Source organism: Halorubrum distributum JCM 13561 (assembly GCF_000337395.1).
In the GTDB taxonomy this organism is placed as follows: domain Archaea; phylum Halobacteriota; class Halobacteria; order Halobacteriales; family Haloferacaceae; genus Halorubrum; species Halorubrum distributum.
The window spans coordinates 62,601-77,576 of record NZ_AOJF01000040.1 but is presented as its reverse complement, the minus strand read 5'-3'; the positions used below and the strand labels follow the sequence as shown (position 1 = coordinate 77,576).

General features: G+C 67.7%; 15 protein-coding genes and 1 tRNA gene. 6 read left to right on the top strand and 10 right to left on the bottom strand.

The annotated features are described in order from the left end of the window. Window positions 1–3: 3 nt before the first annotated feature. From C470_RS09840 to C470_RS09830, 3 genes are all read right to left on the bottom strand, one after another. On the bottom strand, window positions 4–654 hold the full coding sequence (locus C470_RS09840; protein ID WP_008366966.1) for an HVO_2922 family protein: 651 nt from the start codon (window positions 652–654) through the stop codon (window positions 4–6). A 70-nt stretch (window positions 655–724) separates the two neighbouring features. Further along, window positions 725–1,390, bottom strand: a complete 666-nt coding sequence (locus C470_RS09835; RefSeq protein WP_008366965.1) for a protein sorting system archaetidylserine decarboxylase — start codon at window positions 1,388–1,390, stop codon at window positions 725–727. Then, the gene (locus tag C470_RS09830) at window positions 1,387–2,436 is read right to left on the bottom strand and encodes an AAA family ATPase (protein WP_004597665.1); all 1,050 of its coding nucleotides are present in this window, start codon (window positions 2,434–2,436) and stop codon (window positions 1,387–1,389) included. Before C470_RS09830 ends, C470_RS09835 begins: the two co-directional genes overlap by 4 nt. A 304-nt stretch (window positions 2,437–2,740) precedes the next feature. Here C470_RS09830 and C470_RS09825 point away from each other — a divergent pair, with 304 nt between their 5' ends. The 4 genes from C470_RS09825 to C470_RS09810 all read left to right on the top strand — a co-directional run bounded on the left by C470_RS09825 (window position 2,741) and on the right by C470_RS09810 (window position 7,294). Then, entirely contained in the window at window positions 2,741–4,039 is a 1,299-nt protein-coding gene (locus tag C470_RS09825) for an ABC transporter substrate-binding protein (RefSeq protein WP_152418659.1), read from the top strand. 10 nt (window positions 4,040–4,049) lie between these two features. Further along, window positions 4,050–5,096, top strand: coding sequence for a carbohydrate ABC transporter permease (locus C470_RS09820; protein ID WP_049908689.1), 1,047 nt, complete (start codon window positions 4,050–4,052; stop codon window positions 5,094–5,096). Beyond that, a complete protein-coding gene (locus tag C470_RS09815) occupies window positions 5,093–6,037 on the top strand; it encodes a carbohydrate ABC transporter permease (protein ID WP_004597672.1) in 945 nt (314 codons plus the stop codon). The genes C470_RS09820 and C470_RS09815 overlap by 4 nt, the downstream gene beginning before the upstream one ends. 111 nt (window positions 6,038–6,148) lie before the next feature. Continuing rightward, complete coding sequence (locus C470_RS09810) at window positions 6,149–7,294, top strand: ABC transporter ATP-binding protein (RefSeq protein ID WP_008366959.1); 1,146 nt, start codon at window positions 6,149–6,151, stop codon at window positions 7,292–7,294. Window positions 7,295–7,350: 56 nt separating this feature from the next. On the opposite strand, the gene C470_RS09805 is transcribed toward C470_RS09810, so the two are convergent. From C470_RS09805 to C470_RS09795, 3 genes are all read right to left on the bottom strand, one after another. Beyond that, window positions 7,351–8,031, bottom strand: coding sequence for a hypothetical protein (locus tag C470_RS09805; protein WP_004597676.1), 681 nt, complete (start codon window positions 8,029–8,031; stop codon window positions 7,351–7,353). 132 nt (window positions 8,032–8,163) lie between these two features. After that, window positions 8,164–8,580 carry an SHOCT domain-containing protein gene (locus C470_RS09800; RefSeq protein ID WP_049908380.1) on the bottom strand — a complete coding sequence of 139 codons (417 nt, stop codon included), beginning with the start codon at window positions 8,578–8,580 and terminating at the stop codon, window positions 8,164–8,166. A gap of 77 nt (window positions 8,581–8,657) precedes the next feature. Continuing rightward, complete coding sequence (locus C470_RS09795; RefSeq protein ID WP_008366953.1) at window positions 8,658–9,146, bottom strand: DUF192 domain-containing protein; 489 nt, start codon at window positions 9,144–9,146, stop codon at window positions 8,658–8,660. A gap of 61 nt (window positions 9,147–9,207) precedes the next feature. Here C470_RS09795 and C470_RS09790 point away from each other — a divergent pair. Then, window positions 9,208–9,281: transfer RNA gene (locus C470_RS09790), tRNA-Val, on the top strand. A gap of 198 nt (window positions 9,282–9,479) precedes the next feature. Here C470_RS09790 and C470_RS09785 read toward each other — a convergent pair. From C470_RS09785 to C470_RS09770, 4 genes are all read right to left on the bottom strand, one after another. Further along, window positions 9,480–10,592 (bottom strand): DNA-methyltransferase, encoded by a 1,113-nt coding sequence (locus C470_RS09785; RefSeq protein WP_004597693.1) that lies wholly within the window; start codon window positions 10,590–10,592, stop codon window positions 9,480–9,482. 50 nt (window positions 10,593–10,642) lie between these two features. Then, window positions 10,643–11,305 carry an MjaI family restriction endonuclease gene (locus tag C470_RS09780; protein ID WP_007995960.1) on the bottom strand — a complete coding sequence of 221 codons (663 nt, stop codon included), beginning with the start codon at window positions 11,303–11,305 and terminating at the stop codon, window positions 10,643–10,645. A gap of 133 nt (window positions 11,306–11,438) precedes the next feature. Further along, window positions 11,439–12,254 carry an ABC transporter permease subunit gene (locus C470_RS09775; protein WP_008366950.1) on the bottom strand — a complete coding sequence of 272 codons (816 nt, stop codon included), beginning with the start codon at window positions 12,252–12,254 and terminating at the stop codon, window positions 11,439–11,441. Further along, window positions 12,251–13,264: an ABC transporter ATP-binding protein gene (locus C470_RS09770; RefSeq protein ID WP_008366948.1), complete on the bottom strand. Its 1,014-nt coding sequence runs from the start codon at window positions 13,262–13,264 to the stop codon at window positions 12,251–12,253. Before C470_RS09770 ends, C470_RS09775 begins: the two co-directional genes overlap by 4 nt. Window positions 13,265–13,552: 288 nt before the next feature. Between C470_RS09770 and C470_RS09765 the strand changes: the two genes are divergently transcribed. Next, the gene (locus C470_RS09765; protein WP_049908687.1) at window positions 13,553–14,968 is read left to right on the top strand and encodes a GntP family permease; all 1,416 of its coding nucleotides are present in this window, start codon (window positions 13,553–13,555) and stop codon (window positions 14,966–14,968) included. The last annotated feature ends 8 nt before the right edge of the window (window positions 14,969–14,976 follow it).

Here is a 14,976-nt window from a genome sequence, read left to right as displayed (position 1 = left end):
CGGCTACTCGTCCGTCTCCTCGACGGCCGCGCCCGGCGCGTTCGACTTGACGCTCCGGAGCCCCTGTTTCGCCTTCTGCTTGGAGGCGTACCCCTGGCCGCCGTCGGCGATGACGTTGCCGTTGTCGTGGCGGAGCCGCCACCGGTACTCGTCCGCGCTGTCGCGGAACAGCTCGAACGTCGCGTCGCTGCCGCCCTCGTCGGGGGCCTCCTCGTCGCGCGAGACGTCGACAACGTGCGCGCCCGGCGCGTTCCGCTGGACGCTCTCGATCCCCGAGCGGGCGTCGCGCTTGTCGGCGTACCCCTCGCCGCCGTCGGCGACGATGTTGCCGTTGTCGTGACGGAGCCGCCAGCGGTACTGGTCGGCGCTGTCGGCGTACAGCTCGAACGTCGCCTTGCTCGCGGCCGCGTCCTCGTCGACCGCGGCCGCCTCGTCGGGCCACTCCATCTCGATCTCGAAGTGGACCGTCCCGTCCTCGCGTTCGAGTTCGACGTCGACGTCGCCCGTCGTGGCCGCGTCGACCGTCACCGTACCGGCGTCGTCGACCGGGACCGGTTCGCCGCGCCCCAGCGCCCTGGCGATCCGCCGAAGGTACGTGGCTAACCCCTGTCGGGTCCGTGACCGGCTCGACTCGTGGATGGTGTCGTCTGACATACAGGGAAGCAGTCTGCGCCGCGAAACAAAAGCGTATGCCCGAACCGAGGGCACGACCGCGGAGCCGCCGCTACGCGTCGGCGTCCGGCCGCTCCGAGTCGTCGCCCGGCCGCTCCGCGACGATCGTCTCGCCCGCGCGCACGTTGTCGCCCTCGGCGACGAGCAGGTCGTCGCGGCCTACGTCCGCGGGCAACACCACGTCGGCGCGCGAGCCGAACGAGACGTGGCCGACGCGGTCGCCGCGCTCGACGCGGTCGCCGGCCTCGACGGACGGGTGGATCCGCCGGGCGAACCAGCCCGCGATGACGAGCAGCTCGTACTCGCCGAAGTCGATCGCGACCTGCTCGTTGCGGTCCGACTCCTTGTCGAACGCCGGGCGGTTCGCGCCGGGGCGGTGGCGGACCTCGCGGACCTCGCCCGCGAGCGGCGCGCGGTTGACGTGGACGTCGGTGACGTTCATGAACACGCCGACGCGGAGCCGCGAGCCCTCCTCGCGCACCACGGAGACGGTGCCATCGGCCGGAGAGACGACCGCCTCCTCGCCCGTCGGCGGGTCGCGCTCGGGGTCGCGGTGGAACCAAAGGACCCCGAGCGCGAGCGCGACGAGCGCGGCGCCGACCGGCGGGACGAACGGCAGCGCGACGGCGCCCGCGAGCGCCGGGACGAGCGCCAAGTCCCACGCGGCGTCGACCACCGGGAACGGGAGGAGCCGCGAGAGCGGCGGCGCGCGGCTCACGGCGCCACCTCCGCGTCCCGCAGTTCGGGCGAGAGCTCGGTCCGGCCCGCCGCCCACGCCGCGAGCAGGTGGACGAGGTGGGTCGTGTCGTCGAGCCCGTCGGACATGTCGAGGTCTGCCTCGCCGGCGAGCGCGTGGAGCCGCGCGAGGTCGTCGCCGCCGTACTCGGAGCCGGCGCGGGCGACGCGGAGCGTCTCGCGGAGCAGCTCCCCCCCGTCGTACCCCTCGTCGAGGAGGTCGTCGAGCGTCGAGCGCGCGTCCTTCAGGTCGCCGCTCCGGGCGTCGGCGAGCGCCTCGCGGAGCGCGTCGTCGTCGCCGACCTCGCCCAGCGTCTCGTAGGCGGTCGACATGGTGATCTCGCCGCCCTCGACCGCGGTCGCCTGCGCCGAGAGGATCGCCTCGCGCAGGTCGCCGCCGGCCGCGCTGGCGACGAACTCCAGCCCGTCGCCGTCGTAGTCGACGCCCTCGCGGCCGCAGATCGTTTCGAGGACGTCGATCGTCTCGTCCGTCGTCGGCGAGCGCACGCGGACCGGGAAGCAGCGCGACCGGATCGGGGCGATGAGCTTCGAGGGCTGGCGGGTCGCGATCACGAACTGGGTGGTCCGGTGGTGTTTCTCCATCACGCGGCGCAGCGCCTGCTGGAAGTCCTCGCGGATCGCCTCCGCGTTGTCCAAGAGGACCGTCTTGTACTCGCCGGACATCGGCGCGTACGACGCCGACTCCTTCAGCACGCGGTTTATCATGTCGCGTTTCGCCATCGAGCTCCGACCGGCGAGGAACCCCTCGAACCGCGGGTCGGTCCGGATCTCCTTTTTCGTCCGGCCGAAGAAGTCGGCGACGTTGATCTCGATCAGGTCGGCGTCCGGGTCGGCGTGCGACGCGTCGGCGAGCGCCCGCGCCGCCGCGGTCTTCCCGACCCCCGGCGGCCCCTGAACGACGAGGTTCATCGGCTCGTCGACGGCCCGGCGCAGCCGGTCGCGGGCCTCGTCCTGCCGGATCTCGTCGAGGTCGGGCGCGTGCGTGTCTATCCACAGCGGTCCGTCCATGCCGTATGGGTCCGGCCCGAGCGCTCAAGAATCGGTCGGTCGGCGCGCCGAGACGGCGAGCAGGTCCCGGTATCGGAGGGAAGAACACGTCCCGAATCGGGGGCGACCCCGGACGTTTCGTTACGATCACCCCCCTGCGATCCGTTTAGAAGTGGGGTGTCGAGGACATCCCGACGACCGACATCAGGCCCACAGAATAGATTATAGGTATTCTTCTACCTTCTCGATTGTCTTGAGTTTTTAATAATAATTTGAGTAAATGAACATCAATCGTTAAGTATGGGCCAGCCGAATCTGTGGACACATGTCACGTGACAACAGCGGAGATTCGGAGAGCGGACTCACCCGTCGCCACTACGTTGCCGGCGCCGGGAGCCTCGCAACCGTGGGGATCGCCGGCTGTTCCGGCGGCGGCGGCGACGGCGGCAGCGGAGATGCGGTCGAAGCGCTACACGGCTGGACCGGCGGCGACGGCGCCGCGGCGGCCGAGGCGCTCGAGGAGGCGTTCAACGAGGCGCATCCCGACACCGACCTCAACATGAACGCCATCGGCGGCGGCGGCAACCAGAACCTCGACGCCGTGGTCGCGAACCGGCTCCAGAGCGACGACCCGCCGGGGTCGTTCGCCGGGTGGCCCGGTCCGAACCTCCAGCGCTACGAGGGCGTCCTCGGCAGCGTCGACGACGTCTGGGAGGAGAACGGCTTCGAGGACGCGATGGTCGACGAGGCCGTCGAACTCCACCAGCAGGGGGGTAGCTACCGGGCCGTGCCGCTCGGCTCCCACCGGCTGAACTGCCTCTTCTACAACGTCTCGGTCGTCGAGGACGCCGGGATCGACGTCGAGTCGCTGAACAGCACCGCGGCGCTCATCGACGCCCTGGAGACCGTCGGCAGCGAGACCGACGCGATCCCGATGACCCACGGGATGTCCGGCACGTGGACGACGACCCAGCTGTGGGGCGCCGTGATGCTCGGCGAGAACGGCTACCAGCCGTACATGGACTTCCTCGCCGGCGACGGCGACGAGGCGGCCGTGCGCGCGGCGTTCGAGCGCACCGCCGAAATCCTGGAGAACCACATCAGCGAGGACGCGTCCTCGATCGGGCTGACCGACTCGAACCAGAACATCATCAACGGCGAGGCCGCCTTCATCCACCAGGGTAACTGGGCGGCGGGCGCGTTCCGGAACGCCGAGGACTTCGAGTACGAGGACGACTGGGGCTTCAAGACGTTCCCCGGCACGGAGGGGATGTACACGCTCCACTTCGACTCGTTCATCTACCCGGCGAACAACCCGACGCCCGAGGCCTCGAAGACCTGGGAGGCGTTCGTCGGCAGCCCCGAAGCGCAGATCGCCTTCAACCAGTTCAAGGGGTCGATCCCGACCCGCACCGACGTGAGCATGGACGAGTTCGGTCCGTACCTCCAGGAGACGGCCGAGGACTTCGCCAACGCGGAGTACCGGCCGCCGAACCTCCAGCACGGGCTCGGCGTCCCCTCCGAGACGATGACGCAGCTCAACGAGGTCATCTCCTCGGAGTTCACCGGCCCGTACAACGTCGACGCGGCGACGACGGGCTTCCTGGACGCGGTGTCGAACTGAGCACGACCAGATGCTCGATTTTTACCGTCGATTGTACCGGACGATCAGGCCCTCCTCGGGGGACGACGAGAGCGAGGTTCGCGCCGACGGCGGCGTCGTGAGCGACGGCCCCGCCGCCGACCCGCCGACGGAGCCGGACCGGGACGCGACGGCGCGTCTCAAGGCGGCCCTGGACCGGCGGTTCGGGAGCGACTTCATGGAGTCGTCGATATTCTGGCTCCCGCCGTTCCTGCTGATGGGCCTGTTCGTCTACGGTGCGGTCATCTGGAACCTGCTGATCTCGCTGACCGACTACCAGCGGTTCGAGAACGCGCCGGACTACTCGGACCTCGACTTCGAGATGTACACCCGGGCGCTCGCGGACTCCGGGTTCGTCGACGCCGCGGTCAACACGCTCATCCTGCTCGTCTTGTTCACGGCGGGAACGCTCGTCGTCGGCCTCCTGCTGGCCATCCTGATCGACAGGGGGATCCGCTTCGAGAACTCGTTCCGGACGGTCTACCTCCTGCCGATGAGCCTCTCGTTCGTTGTCACCGCCCAGTTCTGGCTGTGGATCTACAACTACAACAACGGGATCGCCAACAGCGTCATCGGGACGTTCGGCCTCGGGCCGGTGAGCTGGCTCGGTAATCAGGACATCGTCCTCTACGCGATCATCTTCGCGTTGATGTGGCAGTTCTCGGGGTACGCGATGGTCGTGTACCTCGCCGGCCTGCGCGCGATTCCGAGGGAGCACTACGAGGCGGCCAAGGTCGACGGCGCGTCGACCCTGAAGATGTACTGGCGCGTGATCATTCCCCAGCTGAAGGGCGCGACCATCAGCGCCGCCGTCGTGCTGATGGTGTTCGGCATGAAGGCGTTCGACTTCCTCTACTCGCTGGTGGGGGGGTACCGGCCGCCGAACGGCGCCGACATCCTCGCGACGAAGATGGTGCGCGAGGCGTACGCGAACCTCAACTGGGCGTACGGGTCGGCGATCGCGATCGTCCTGTTCGCGATGGCGCTCGGCGTCATCGGCCCGTACCTCGTCTACGAATACCGGAGGGATAACCTATGAGCGACGAAGAACTTCGAACCGACGGCGGCGCGACGACGACGACGGCGCGGCTGCGCCGGAACCTCGACCAGATGACGGCGGAGGACGCCGGCCTGTACGTCGTCCTGATCTTCGCGGCGGCGTTCTACCTCGTCCCGATCGAGTCCGGACTGGTGACCTCGTTCAAGACCGGAACCGCGATCATCGAGACGGCGCCGTTCGCTCCGCCGGGGCCGTCCGGATTCACCCTCGAGAAGTGGCAGACGGCGATCGACGCCCTGCTTCGCGGGATGGGGAACAGCCTGCTGTACGCCGTGCCCGCGACGGTCATCTCGGCTGTCGTCGGGAGCGTCACGGCGTACGGGCTGACGATCCCGACCTGGAAGAAGTCGTACAAGGCGGTGGTGCTAATGCTGATCATCGCCGGGATCTTCATCCCGTACCAGGCCGTGCTGGTACCGCTGACCCAGTTCTGGTCGCAGTGGGCCCAGCTCGACCAGGTGTTGTCGTTCGTCTGGGCGCTCGGCGTCTCGAACGACTACGCCGGCATCGTCGAACTGGTGATCACCCACGTCGCCTACGGGATCCCGATCTGTACGCTCCTGTTCCGGACGTACTACAAGACGATGAGCGAGGAGATGATCGAGTCGGCCCGCCTCGACGGGGCGACGCTCCGTCGGGTGTACCGCCGGATCGTCCTCCCGCTGTCGGGACCGATGTTCGCCGTCGTCCTCATCTATCAGTTCACCCAGATCTGGAACGACCTCCTGTTCACGCTGGTGCTCGTCTCGACGGAGTCGAGTCCCGCGGCGCCCGTCGTGTTAATCTTAGCGGGTCTCGGGACCTCGCTGGAGGGGCAGGACTTCGCGCTCCGGATGGCCGGCGCGTTCTTCGCGGCGCTGCCGACGCTGGCAGTGTACATCTTCTTCGGCGAGGAGTTCGCCGATGGGGTGGCGGCGTGACCCGGACGCCCACATCTGCCGGCGGCGGCGGTCGCCCGGGACGACGGCGGCCGGACTGCGAGGCGGCGCGGCGCGCGAACGACCACACGACACCGACCACAACACAAAGACATGGCAACGCTTGAACTCGACTCGATAACGAAGACGTTCCAGGACGGAGACGAGGAGATCGTCGCGGTCGACGACGTCTCGATGTCGATCGACGACGGCGAGTTCCTCGTCGTCGTCGGTCCCTCCGGCTGCGGGAAGTCCACGACGCTCCGGATGGTCGCCGGCCTGGAGACGATCACCGCCGGCACGCTCAGCATCGACGACCGCGTCGTCAACGACGTGAAGTCACAGGACCGGGACATCGCGATGGTGTTCCAGTCGTACGCGCTCTACCCGCACATGAGCGTCCGACAGAACATGTCGTTCGGCCTCGAGGAGTCGACGGACCTCCCGGACGACGAGATCAACCGGATGGTCTCGGAGACGGGCGAGATGCTCGGCATCTCGAACCTGCTCGACCGGAAGCCGAGCGACCTCTCCGGCGGCCAACAGCAGCGGGTCGCGCTCGGCCGCGCCATCGTCCGCGACCCCGAGGTGTTCCTGATGGACGAGCCGCTGAGCAACCTCGACGCGAAGCTCCGTGCGGAGATGCGGACCGAGCTCCAGCGGCTCCAGAACGACCTCGGCGTGACGACGGTGTACGTCACCCACGACCAGACGGAGGCGATGACGATGGGCGACCGGATCGCCATCCTCGACGGCGGCGAGCTCCAGCAGGTCGCGACGCCGCTGGAGTGTTACCACGAGCCGGCCAACCAGTTCGTCGCGAGCTTCCTCGGGGAGCCGTCGATGAACTTCTTCGACGTGACGCTGGAGGGCGACCGGCTCGTCGGCGACGCCTTCGAGTACCCGATCCGCGAGGACGTCCGAGCCGACCTCGGCGACGCGACCGACCTCGTCCTCGGGATCCGCCCCGAGGCCGTCGAACTCGTCGACGAGGCCGGCGACCACGAGTTCGAGACCACCGTCGACGTCGTCGAGCCGATGGGCGACGAGAACACGGTGTACCTCCACTTCGACCCGGACGCCGACCCCGAGAACGCGTCGGCGCTCGTCGCGACGATCGACGGGTTCAACCGAGTCAGCGAGGGCGACACGGTGACCGCGCGGATCCCGGAGGACGCGATCCACCTCTTCGACCGGAGAACGGGCGAGGCGCTCCACAACCGGTCGATGAAGGACGCGGCCGACCAGGTCGACCTCTAAGGGGCCGGCGGCGCGCGGTCGCTGTCCTTTTTTAAATATCTCGCTCCGCCCGACGCTCACCAGTACTTCGTCCGGTCGACGCCGTCGGCGAGTAGCGCCGCGGCGGCGACGTGCGCGTACGCGCCCCACGCGAGCGCGAGCAGCGCCGCGACGCTCCGCGTGGCCGTCGCCGCGAGCGCGGTCCACGCGACGACGACGAGGACCGTCGCGCCGACCCACGCGAGGAAGTACGAGCTGGAGGCGGTCCCGGTGAGCGCCTCGCGTCGCAGGCCGGCGCGGAGCCCCTCGCGGACGCTCACGGCGGCCGCCGACGGGAAGAGGTACGCGCAGACGACCGTGACGAGCAGCGCGACGGTCGAGAGCGTCGCGAGGCCAACGCCGCTCAGCGCGCTCGGGACCCGCCCGGCCGCGACGACGTAGCCGACGCCGACGACGGTGACGACCGCCGGGGAGAGGTAGACGGCGGCGGCGCCGGAGAGTCGCCCGGCGAGCCGCGCCGTCGTGCCCGTCGCGACGGCCGGGAACCCGTCGCCGGCGAGCACGCCGCCGACGAGGCCGAGGAACGCGGCGAGCGGGCCGACGGCGAGCAGGAGCGGCGCCGCGAGCGCCCAGTCGGGCCAGAGGCGGGCCGCGACCCGGAGCAGCGCGCCGGCGAGGAACAGCGCCGCGAGGCACGTCGCGGTGCCGTCCAGCCGCGTCCGGTCGGCGACCGGGTAGCGGAGGGCCTCGAGGAACATCTCACGCACCCCGCGGCGGGCCGGCGGCGCCACGCGTCCGCGGGCGGTCGGTCGGTTCGAACACGTTCGAGCGCCTCGTCGCCGGTCCGCAAAACGGTGTCGGTCGCGCCCATCGCGCGGAGCACGGGGCGGTCACTCTCGCAGCCGCTCCATCTCGCGGCGGACCCCCTCACGGACGCGGTCGGTCACGTCGCCGTCGGCCGGCCCGTCGACGGTTTCGGCGTCCTCGGTCTCCAGCAGGCGGTCGAGCTTGCGCTCGAACTCCCGCTCGTCGATGTCGCCGTTGGCGTACCGCTCGCGGAGGGCGTCGAGCGCGGGGTCGCCGGTCGCGTCCTCGCCGCCGTCGGGGTCGGCGTCCGGGACCGGCTTCGTCAGGGTGTGGAGGACGGGAAGGAGGATGACGAGGCCGAAGAACCACACGAGCGGGAGGGTCCACCAGAGGCCGGTGAGGAGCGGGGCGGCGACGCCGGCGCCGACGACGCAGAGCGCGAACACCCGCCGCCAGCGGTGGCGGAGGTTCCACGCGACCCGGCGGGCGAGTCCGGTCATGATTGAGGCGACGCCTGCGAGGCGGAAAGCGGTTTCGTCGGCGGGCTGCGGCGGGGCGTGGCGGGTCGCGCCGGCGGTCACGCGTGCTCGCGATCCTCGATCACCAGCCGGTCCCCGGGGTCGACGCCGTGGCGGTCGCTCCACCCGCGCGGCACTTCGAGGACGTACCGTCCGGTCCCCTCGTAGCGCGTGAGCGGCCGCGACTCCGGTTCGGCCTCGTGGATCCTCGTGACCGTTCCGTTGGCGTCGACGAAGACGATGTCGAGCGCGAACGCCATGTCGCGCATCACGTAGGCGCGCTCGGCGCTCTCGCCGTGGACGAACAACATTCCCTCACCGTCGTCGAGGGCCTCGGTCGCGGAGAGCCCGACGTACTGCTTGACGAAGCCGTCGGCGACTCGGGCCTCGACGGTCGCGAGCGTCTCGCCCGTCTCGCCGTCGACCGCCTCGACCGTGGCGGTATCGTAGCCGGTGATGAGAAGGGCCGGGTTCGTCGCGGCGACGGCGGCTCCGAGGAGGCCGACGAGCGCGAGCGCGGCCGCGATCCCGACGAGGCGGCGGTTCACGGTCGGGGTTCGCGTCGCGGAAGGAAATCGTTTTCCGCTCTCGGCGGGTTCAGACGGGTGAGGGCTCGTGGTCTAGCTGGTTATGACGCGGCCTTTACAAGGCTGAGATCGGCGGTTCGAACCCGCCCGAGCCCACTTGTCGGCGCCGCGAACAACTCGTGAGCGCCGCCGCCGTGACTGTTCGAGGGCGGGTTTGAACCCTATCGGTCGCGCGCAGCGAACGGAGTGAGCGAGCACGTCCGATTTCGGTTCGAACCCGCCCGAGCCCATCTCCTGCGGCGAGCAATCCGCGAGCCGCAGGTACGGAGGGGTCGGTTGGAAAACCTGGAGAAGTTACTGGAACTGGCTCCCGAGGGTCGCTTGTCCGTGGCCGCCCGCGTCCCCGTCGATTGACTCGGACTCGTTGTACGGAGAGTGCGTCACGGCGTATCCGCTCTCTGTCTGCTCAACCCCGTCGATCGTATAGAGTTGGAGAGGCTTCTCCTGTTTCGTCGTGACCGGGAAGTCGTAGTTTTCGGCGTCGTATTTGAACTCCTTGCCGGCTTCTAAGCGCCGTTCAACGAACTCCTCGTGGTCTCGAATTCGCTTCGAAACCGTGGCGTGAGCGAGTTCCGCGACGCCGGCGACCTCCGCGTCGAACACCTCCGTAAACTTCTCTTGGAGCTCGTATCCGACGGAGTTCCGAGCGGCGATCATCGCCGCCAGCGAGGTCGTCCCAGTTCCCCAGAACGGATCGAGTACTGTGTCCCCGTAGACGCTGTACATGTTGATGAGCCTGTACGGGACCTCCAGCGGGTACGCGGCCGAACGATCCCTGAGCTCGGTGTCGGCGTCCGTCAGCTCCTGAGACGTCCCCCGAACGTCTTCCCAGACGTCGGAGAACCACTCGTTGCGCTCTTCCCAGAAGTACGCCGACTCGTATCGGACGTCGTTCCCGGACGGGAACTCCCGGCTCTGTTTCCCGTTACGGAAGACGAGCAGGTACTCGTGTTCGAGGGTCGCGTAGGCGTTCGGCGGCATCATCCCCGACCCCATGAACTTCGCCGCCGAGTTGGCGGGTTTCCGCCAGAGGATGTCCGGGAGGGGTTCAAACCCCATATCGTCGAAGTATTCGGTGATCCGCGCGTGGTTCTGGTAGACTCTGAAACTGTCGTCCACCTTCCGAGTCGCGTCGCCGATGTTGATACACGCGATCCCGCCGTCAACGAGGACCCGTTCGACTTCCTCCCACGTCTCGGCGAGTTCCTCGTGCATCAGGTCGAAGGCCCGCCGACCGTCACCGTCGTCGAGAGACGTTTCAATGTCTGCGTTCAGCGAGAAGAAGAGATCGTCCCACATCTCGATCATCGGGTACGGCGGGGAAGTCACGACGAGTTCGACGCCGTCGTCCTCTATCTCTGACAGCGAGCGCGAGTTCCCGATGAAAATATCGTGGGAAGTTTCCATGCGTATAAGCTACTCATGCGGGTGTTTGTAGTTATTGGTGGAGTTCGGGATCAGTCATCCTCGTCTCCGATCTCGATGTCCATCTCCTCGCTTAATTCGGACGCGTTGACCGTCATTGCTTTGTTCGATTTGTTCTCATCGTAGGTGACGATCGGGACCTCAATGCCCTCCTGAAGATCGTCCGGGTACGTGGTCGGTTTTATCTGAACAGGCTGGTCGCCGACGTATCCGTCAATACCTTTGCTTTCGTCCTCAGCGCTCGCACGAGTCACCTCTTCGTTATACATCTCGCCCAGTTTCCGCAGTATCGCTTCCTGAATGTCGAAGCCCTCGTAGGTTTTGAACAAAACTAAATCGCGGAGGAAATCGTGCGTCATCTCCTCGTCGATCTCCTCGAACGCGTCTCGCATCTTTTCAACCATCGGGTACGCTGTCTCGGTGGCCTCCTCGAGTCGTTCGTCTCCGTCGTGTTCCGTTTTGTAGTATTTCACCCAGTCCTCGAACGTTCCGTCAGGATGCTCCTGCCGAAACTCTTCAATGATCTCGCTCATCTGCCCCACGACCCGCGGTCGATTAGACTGTGAGAGGTTGACTGCGGGCCTCAGCAGATACGTTGTGTACTTTGGATTATCGATAGGGAACTCTTCGACCTCTTCGGCGACTAACCGGTCACGCTCTTCCTCGGAAATTCTGAACTCGTCTTCATCAGACATATTTCAGACTACATTTCAGAGTGTGAAAAATACCTAGGCCATAGGGCCGGACACGAAAACGAGTGTTCGTCGTGTTCGCGTAGTTTTGCCGGTCCCTCCCTCCAGTCGTCCCCGATTCACGGTAGCCGGTTTCTCAGAGGTCGTCCGCGTCGAACTTCAGAAGCCCGGCGAGCGGCGGCGCGAGCGTCCAGAACACGAGCATCGCGGCCGCCGACAGCTGCTGGTTCACGGTGTCGCCGCTGAACAGCTGCTCCGCGAGGAAGGCGTTCGACAGCGCCTCGACGGCGGTCGTCGGGTTCGAGACCCGGAGGAACACGTCGATCTGGGCCGCGGACACCGGCAGCGCGTCGACGACCGGCCCGACCGCACCCACCAACTGGCCGGTGAGGGGGCCCCACAGCAGGACGAAGAGGACGTAGACTCCGACGCCGCCGATGAGCGCCCGGCGCTGGGTCGAGGACGCCGCGGAGCAGCCCACGGAGACGGCGACGAACACGACGCCGAGCGCGGCCGCGAACACGGTGTAGCCGAGGAACGCGCCGGCGTTGAACACGACCGGCGCGGCGATCAGCACCAGCGCGGGCAGCAGGAACCCGGCGAACACCGCGAGCGCGAGCGCCGCACCGCGGCCGGCGACCTTCCCCAGGACCACGTCGGCCCGCGAGTGCGGCAGCGACAGGAGGAGCTTCAGCGAGCCGGACTCGCGCTCGCCGCTCACCGCGTTGTAGCCGACGACGACGCCGACGAGGGGGACCAGCGTCGTGACGAGGAAGCGCCCGACGAAGGCGCTCAGGAGGAGTTCGGTCGCGAACTGCTCGCTCTCGCCGGTGGGCCGCACCGCGTACGCGAACGCCGCGACGAGCAGCGAGAACAGCACCACCAGGGCGATCATGCCGCGCGACTGGACCGTCTCCCGGAAGTCCTTCCGAGCGATGGCGGCGAGGCTCATCGGTCCACCTCCTCTTCCGCCGGTTCGTCGTCGGCCGTCGGTCCGGAGTCGGTCGGGTCGACACCTGTCGGTCCGGAATCGGCCTCCTCGGAGTCCGAACTCGCCGCGTCGCCCTCCGTGTACGCCAGGAAGAGGTCCTCCAGCGACGCCTCGCGGGTGTGGAAGTCGGCGACCGCGACGCCGGCGTCCTCCAGGGCGGCGATCACGTCCGTCTTCGCGTCGCTGGCGCAGTTCACCACCAGTTCGTCGCCGTCGCGGGTGACGCCGGAGACGCCGGGGAGCGCGCGGACGGCGGCGACCGCGTCGTCGTCGGCGCCCGCGGCCGCGACCTCCAGGGTCTCCTCGCCGCCGACGGCCTCGCGGAGCCCCTCGACTGAGTCCTCGGCGACGAGTTCGCCGTCGCGCAGGATGCCGACCCGGTCGCAGACGGCGTCGACCTGTTCGAGGATGTGCGACGAGAAGAAGACGGTGGCGCCGCGCTCGGCCTCGGCGCGGACGATCTCGCGCATCTCCTTCGCGCCGGCCGGGTCGAGGCCGGAGGAGGGCTCGTCGAGGATCAGCAGGTCGGGGTCGCCGACGAGCGCCATCGCGAGGGCGAGCCGCTGGCGCATCCCCTTCGAGTACTCGCCGGCGTCGCGGTCGGCGGCGTCGGCGAGGCCGACGCGGTCGAGCAGCGCGTCCGGGTCGTCGGCCGCGTCCTTCGACTCGACGGCGAACTCGACGTGGCGCCGACCGGAGAGGCGGTCGTACACCGAGAAGCCGTCGGGGAGGACGCCCGTCCGGCGCCGGATATCGACCCCCTCGGTCGCGACGTCGGCGCCGAGGACGCGGACCGTCCCCGCGGTCGGGCGGACGAGGTCCAGCAGCATGTCGATCGTCGTCGACTTGCCCGCGCCGTTCGGCCCGAGGAACCCGTACACCTCGCCGTCGTCGACGGTCAGGTCGAGGTCGCGAACGGCCGTGACGTCGGCGAACTCCTTGGTCACGCCCCGCAGTTCGATCGCGGTCATACCCCTCGGTTCCGGCGTGAGTTGATAAAGGGTTGCGGGTCGAGGCGCAGGCCGCCCGGGACCACGTCCGCCGGAGAGAATGTCGGCGATCGTATCTGTTCTCCGCCAGCGGAATTGTTTGTTTAGTAGTAATAAAAATCACCTTCCGTTTTCCTGACTGCTTTTCGCCGCTCGGGACGGATCAGACCGTGAATAGAAATTAGCTATTTATCGGCGCTATTTCCGCTCTACCTACAGATTTGGTATCGGAAAAAGGTTTAAATGATAATATCAAACATATCCATCGGCATGGGTCCGATACCACTTCAGGCAGCTGTCGAGTTTACGCATAGTCCACTGCTAACTTTCATAATTGGTTTGATTATTGTCGTCGCGCTGCTCGTGTGGCTGGACCTCCCGGCGTTTATCGGGCTGATCATCTCGGCGTTCCTGGTCGGCGTGGTGAACACGATCTTCGTCGCCGACTTCTCCGCCGCCGACGCCGGAAATCAGGTCGCGACGGCGTTCGGGAACGGAATGGCGGGGATCGGCATTCCGATCCTCATGGCCGCGGTCATCGGCAAGGGGATGTTAGAGAGCGGCGCGGCCCAACGGGTCGTCCGCGGGTTCCAGAACGTCCTCGGCGAGGGCAACTCCGACGTGGCGCTTCTGGGAAGCAGTTCGGTGCTGGCGGTCCCGGTGTTCTTCGACAGCGTGTTCTATCTGTTGGCGCCGCTCGCGCGCTCGATGCGGGCGCGGGTGGGCCGCGACTACACGCTGTTCATCGTCGTCGTCGGCGCGGGGGCCGCGACGACCCACGTGTTCGTCCCGCCCACGCCCGGTCCGCTCGCGGTCGCCGACCGGATCGGAAGCAACCTCGGGATGACGATCCTCGTCGGACTGGCGGTCGCCATCCCGGCCGCAATCGTCTCGGGGCTCGTCTACGGGCGCTGGATCAACAGCCGGCTGGACATCCCGCTGCGCGACACGATGGCGACCTCGACGGAGGAGCTTCAGGAGGTCGCGGACCGCCCGACCAGCGAGCTTCCGGGCATGCTGGAGTCGCTTGCGCCGATCCTGCTGGCCGTCCTGCTGATCGCGTCGTCGACGTTCGTCAACACGTTCCAGGATCCGGTTCCGGCGCTCGCCTCGCTCCAGCCGGTCACCGACTTCCTCGGCAACAAGAACGTCGCGCTGACGATCGCCGCGCTCGCGGCCGCGTACACGTTCTACCGCTACGACACGATGACCCAGAGCGAGTGGAGCGACGAGCTCACCGAGGCGCTGAAAAGCGGCGGGAACATCGCCGCGATCACGGCGGCCGGTGGCTCCTTCGGCGCGCTGCTCGCCGCGTCCGGAATCGGTGACTACCTCGCCAACGCGCTTCAGGAGGTCGGTATCGGCCTGCTCGTCACGGCCTGGCTCATCGCCGCCATCGTCCGCATCGCGCAGGGGTCGGCCACGGCCGCGATGTTGACCGCCGCGGGGATCATGGCCCCGCTCACCGGGCAGCTGACCGTCCACCCGGCGTACCTGGTGATGGTCATCGGCGCCGGCGGGAACATCTTCTCGTGGTTCAACGACTCCGGCTTCTGGCTCGTCAGCGAGATCGGCGGGCTCACCAAGCGGGAGACGCTCCAGACGTGGACCGCCCTCACGACGATCATCTCCGTGACCGGGCTGATCACCGTGCTAATCCTGTCGACGCTCCTCCCGCTCGCCTGAGGCGAGCG

What these genes read in the sequence shown, in the direction of transcription:
- C470_RS09840 (WP_008366966.1), bottom strand. Translation starts at nt 654, where the DNA reads ATGTCAGACGACACCATCCACGAGTCGAGCCGGTCACGGACCCGACAG.
- C470_RS09830 (WP_004597665.1), bottom strand. Translation starts at nt 2,436, where the DNA reads ATGGACGGACCGCTGTGGATAGACACGCACGCGCCCGACCTCGACGAG.
- C470_RS09825 (WP_152418659.1), top strand. Translation starts at nt 2,741, where the DNA reads ATGTCACGTGACAACAGCGGAGATTCGGAGAGCGGACTCACCCGTCGC.
- C470_RS09820 (WP_049908689.1), top strand. Translation starts at nt 4,050, where the DNA reads ATGCTCGATTTTTACCGTCGATTGTACCGGACGATCAGGCCCTCCTCG.
- C470_RS09815 (WP_004597672.1), top strand. Translation starts at nt 5,093, where the DNA reads ATGAGCGACGAAGAACTTCGAACCGACGGCGGCGCGACGACGACGACG.
- C470_RS09810 (WP_008366959.1), top strand. Translation starts at nt 6,149, where the DNA reads ATGGCAACGCTTGAACTCGACTCGATAACGAAGACGTTCCAGGACGGA.
- C470_RS09805 (WP_004597676.1), bottom strand. Translation starts at nt 8,031, where the DNA reads ATGTTCCTCGAGGCCCTCCGCTACCCGGTCGCCGACCGGACGCGGCTG.
- C470_RS09800 (WP_049908380.1), bottom strand. Translation starts at nt 8,580, where the DNA reads ATGACCGGACTCGCCCGCCGGGTCGCGTGGAACCTCCGCCACCGCTGG.
- C470_RS09785 (WP_004597693.1), bottom strand. Translation starts at nt 10,592, where the DNA reads ATGGAAACTTCCCACGATATTTTCATCGGGAACTCGCGCTCGCTGTCA.
- C470_RS09780 (WP_007995960.1), bottom strand. Translation starts at nt 11,305, where the DNA reads ATGTCTGATGAAGACGAGTTCAGAATTTCCGAGGAAGAGCGTGACCGG.
- C470_RS09775 (WP_008366950.1), bottom strand. Translation starts at nt 12,254, where the DNA reads ATGAGCCTCGCCGCCATCGCTCGGAAGGACTTCCGGGAGACGGTCCAG.
- C470_RS09770 (WP_008366948.1), bottom strand. Translation starts at nt 13,264, where the DNA reads ATGACCGCGATCGAACTGCGGGGCGTGACCAAGGAGTTCGCCGACGTC.
- C470_RS09765 (WP_049908687.1), top strand. Translation starts at nt 13,553, where the DNA reads ATGGGTCCGATACCACTTCAGGCAGCTGTCGAGTTTACGCATAGTCCA.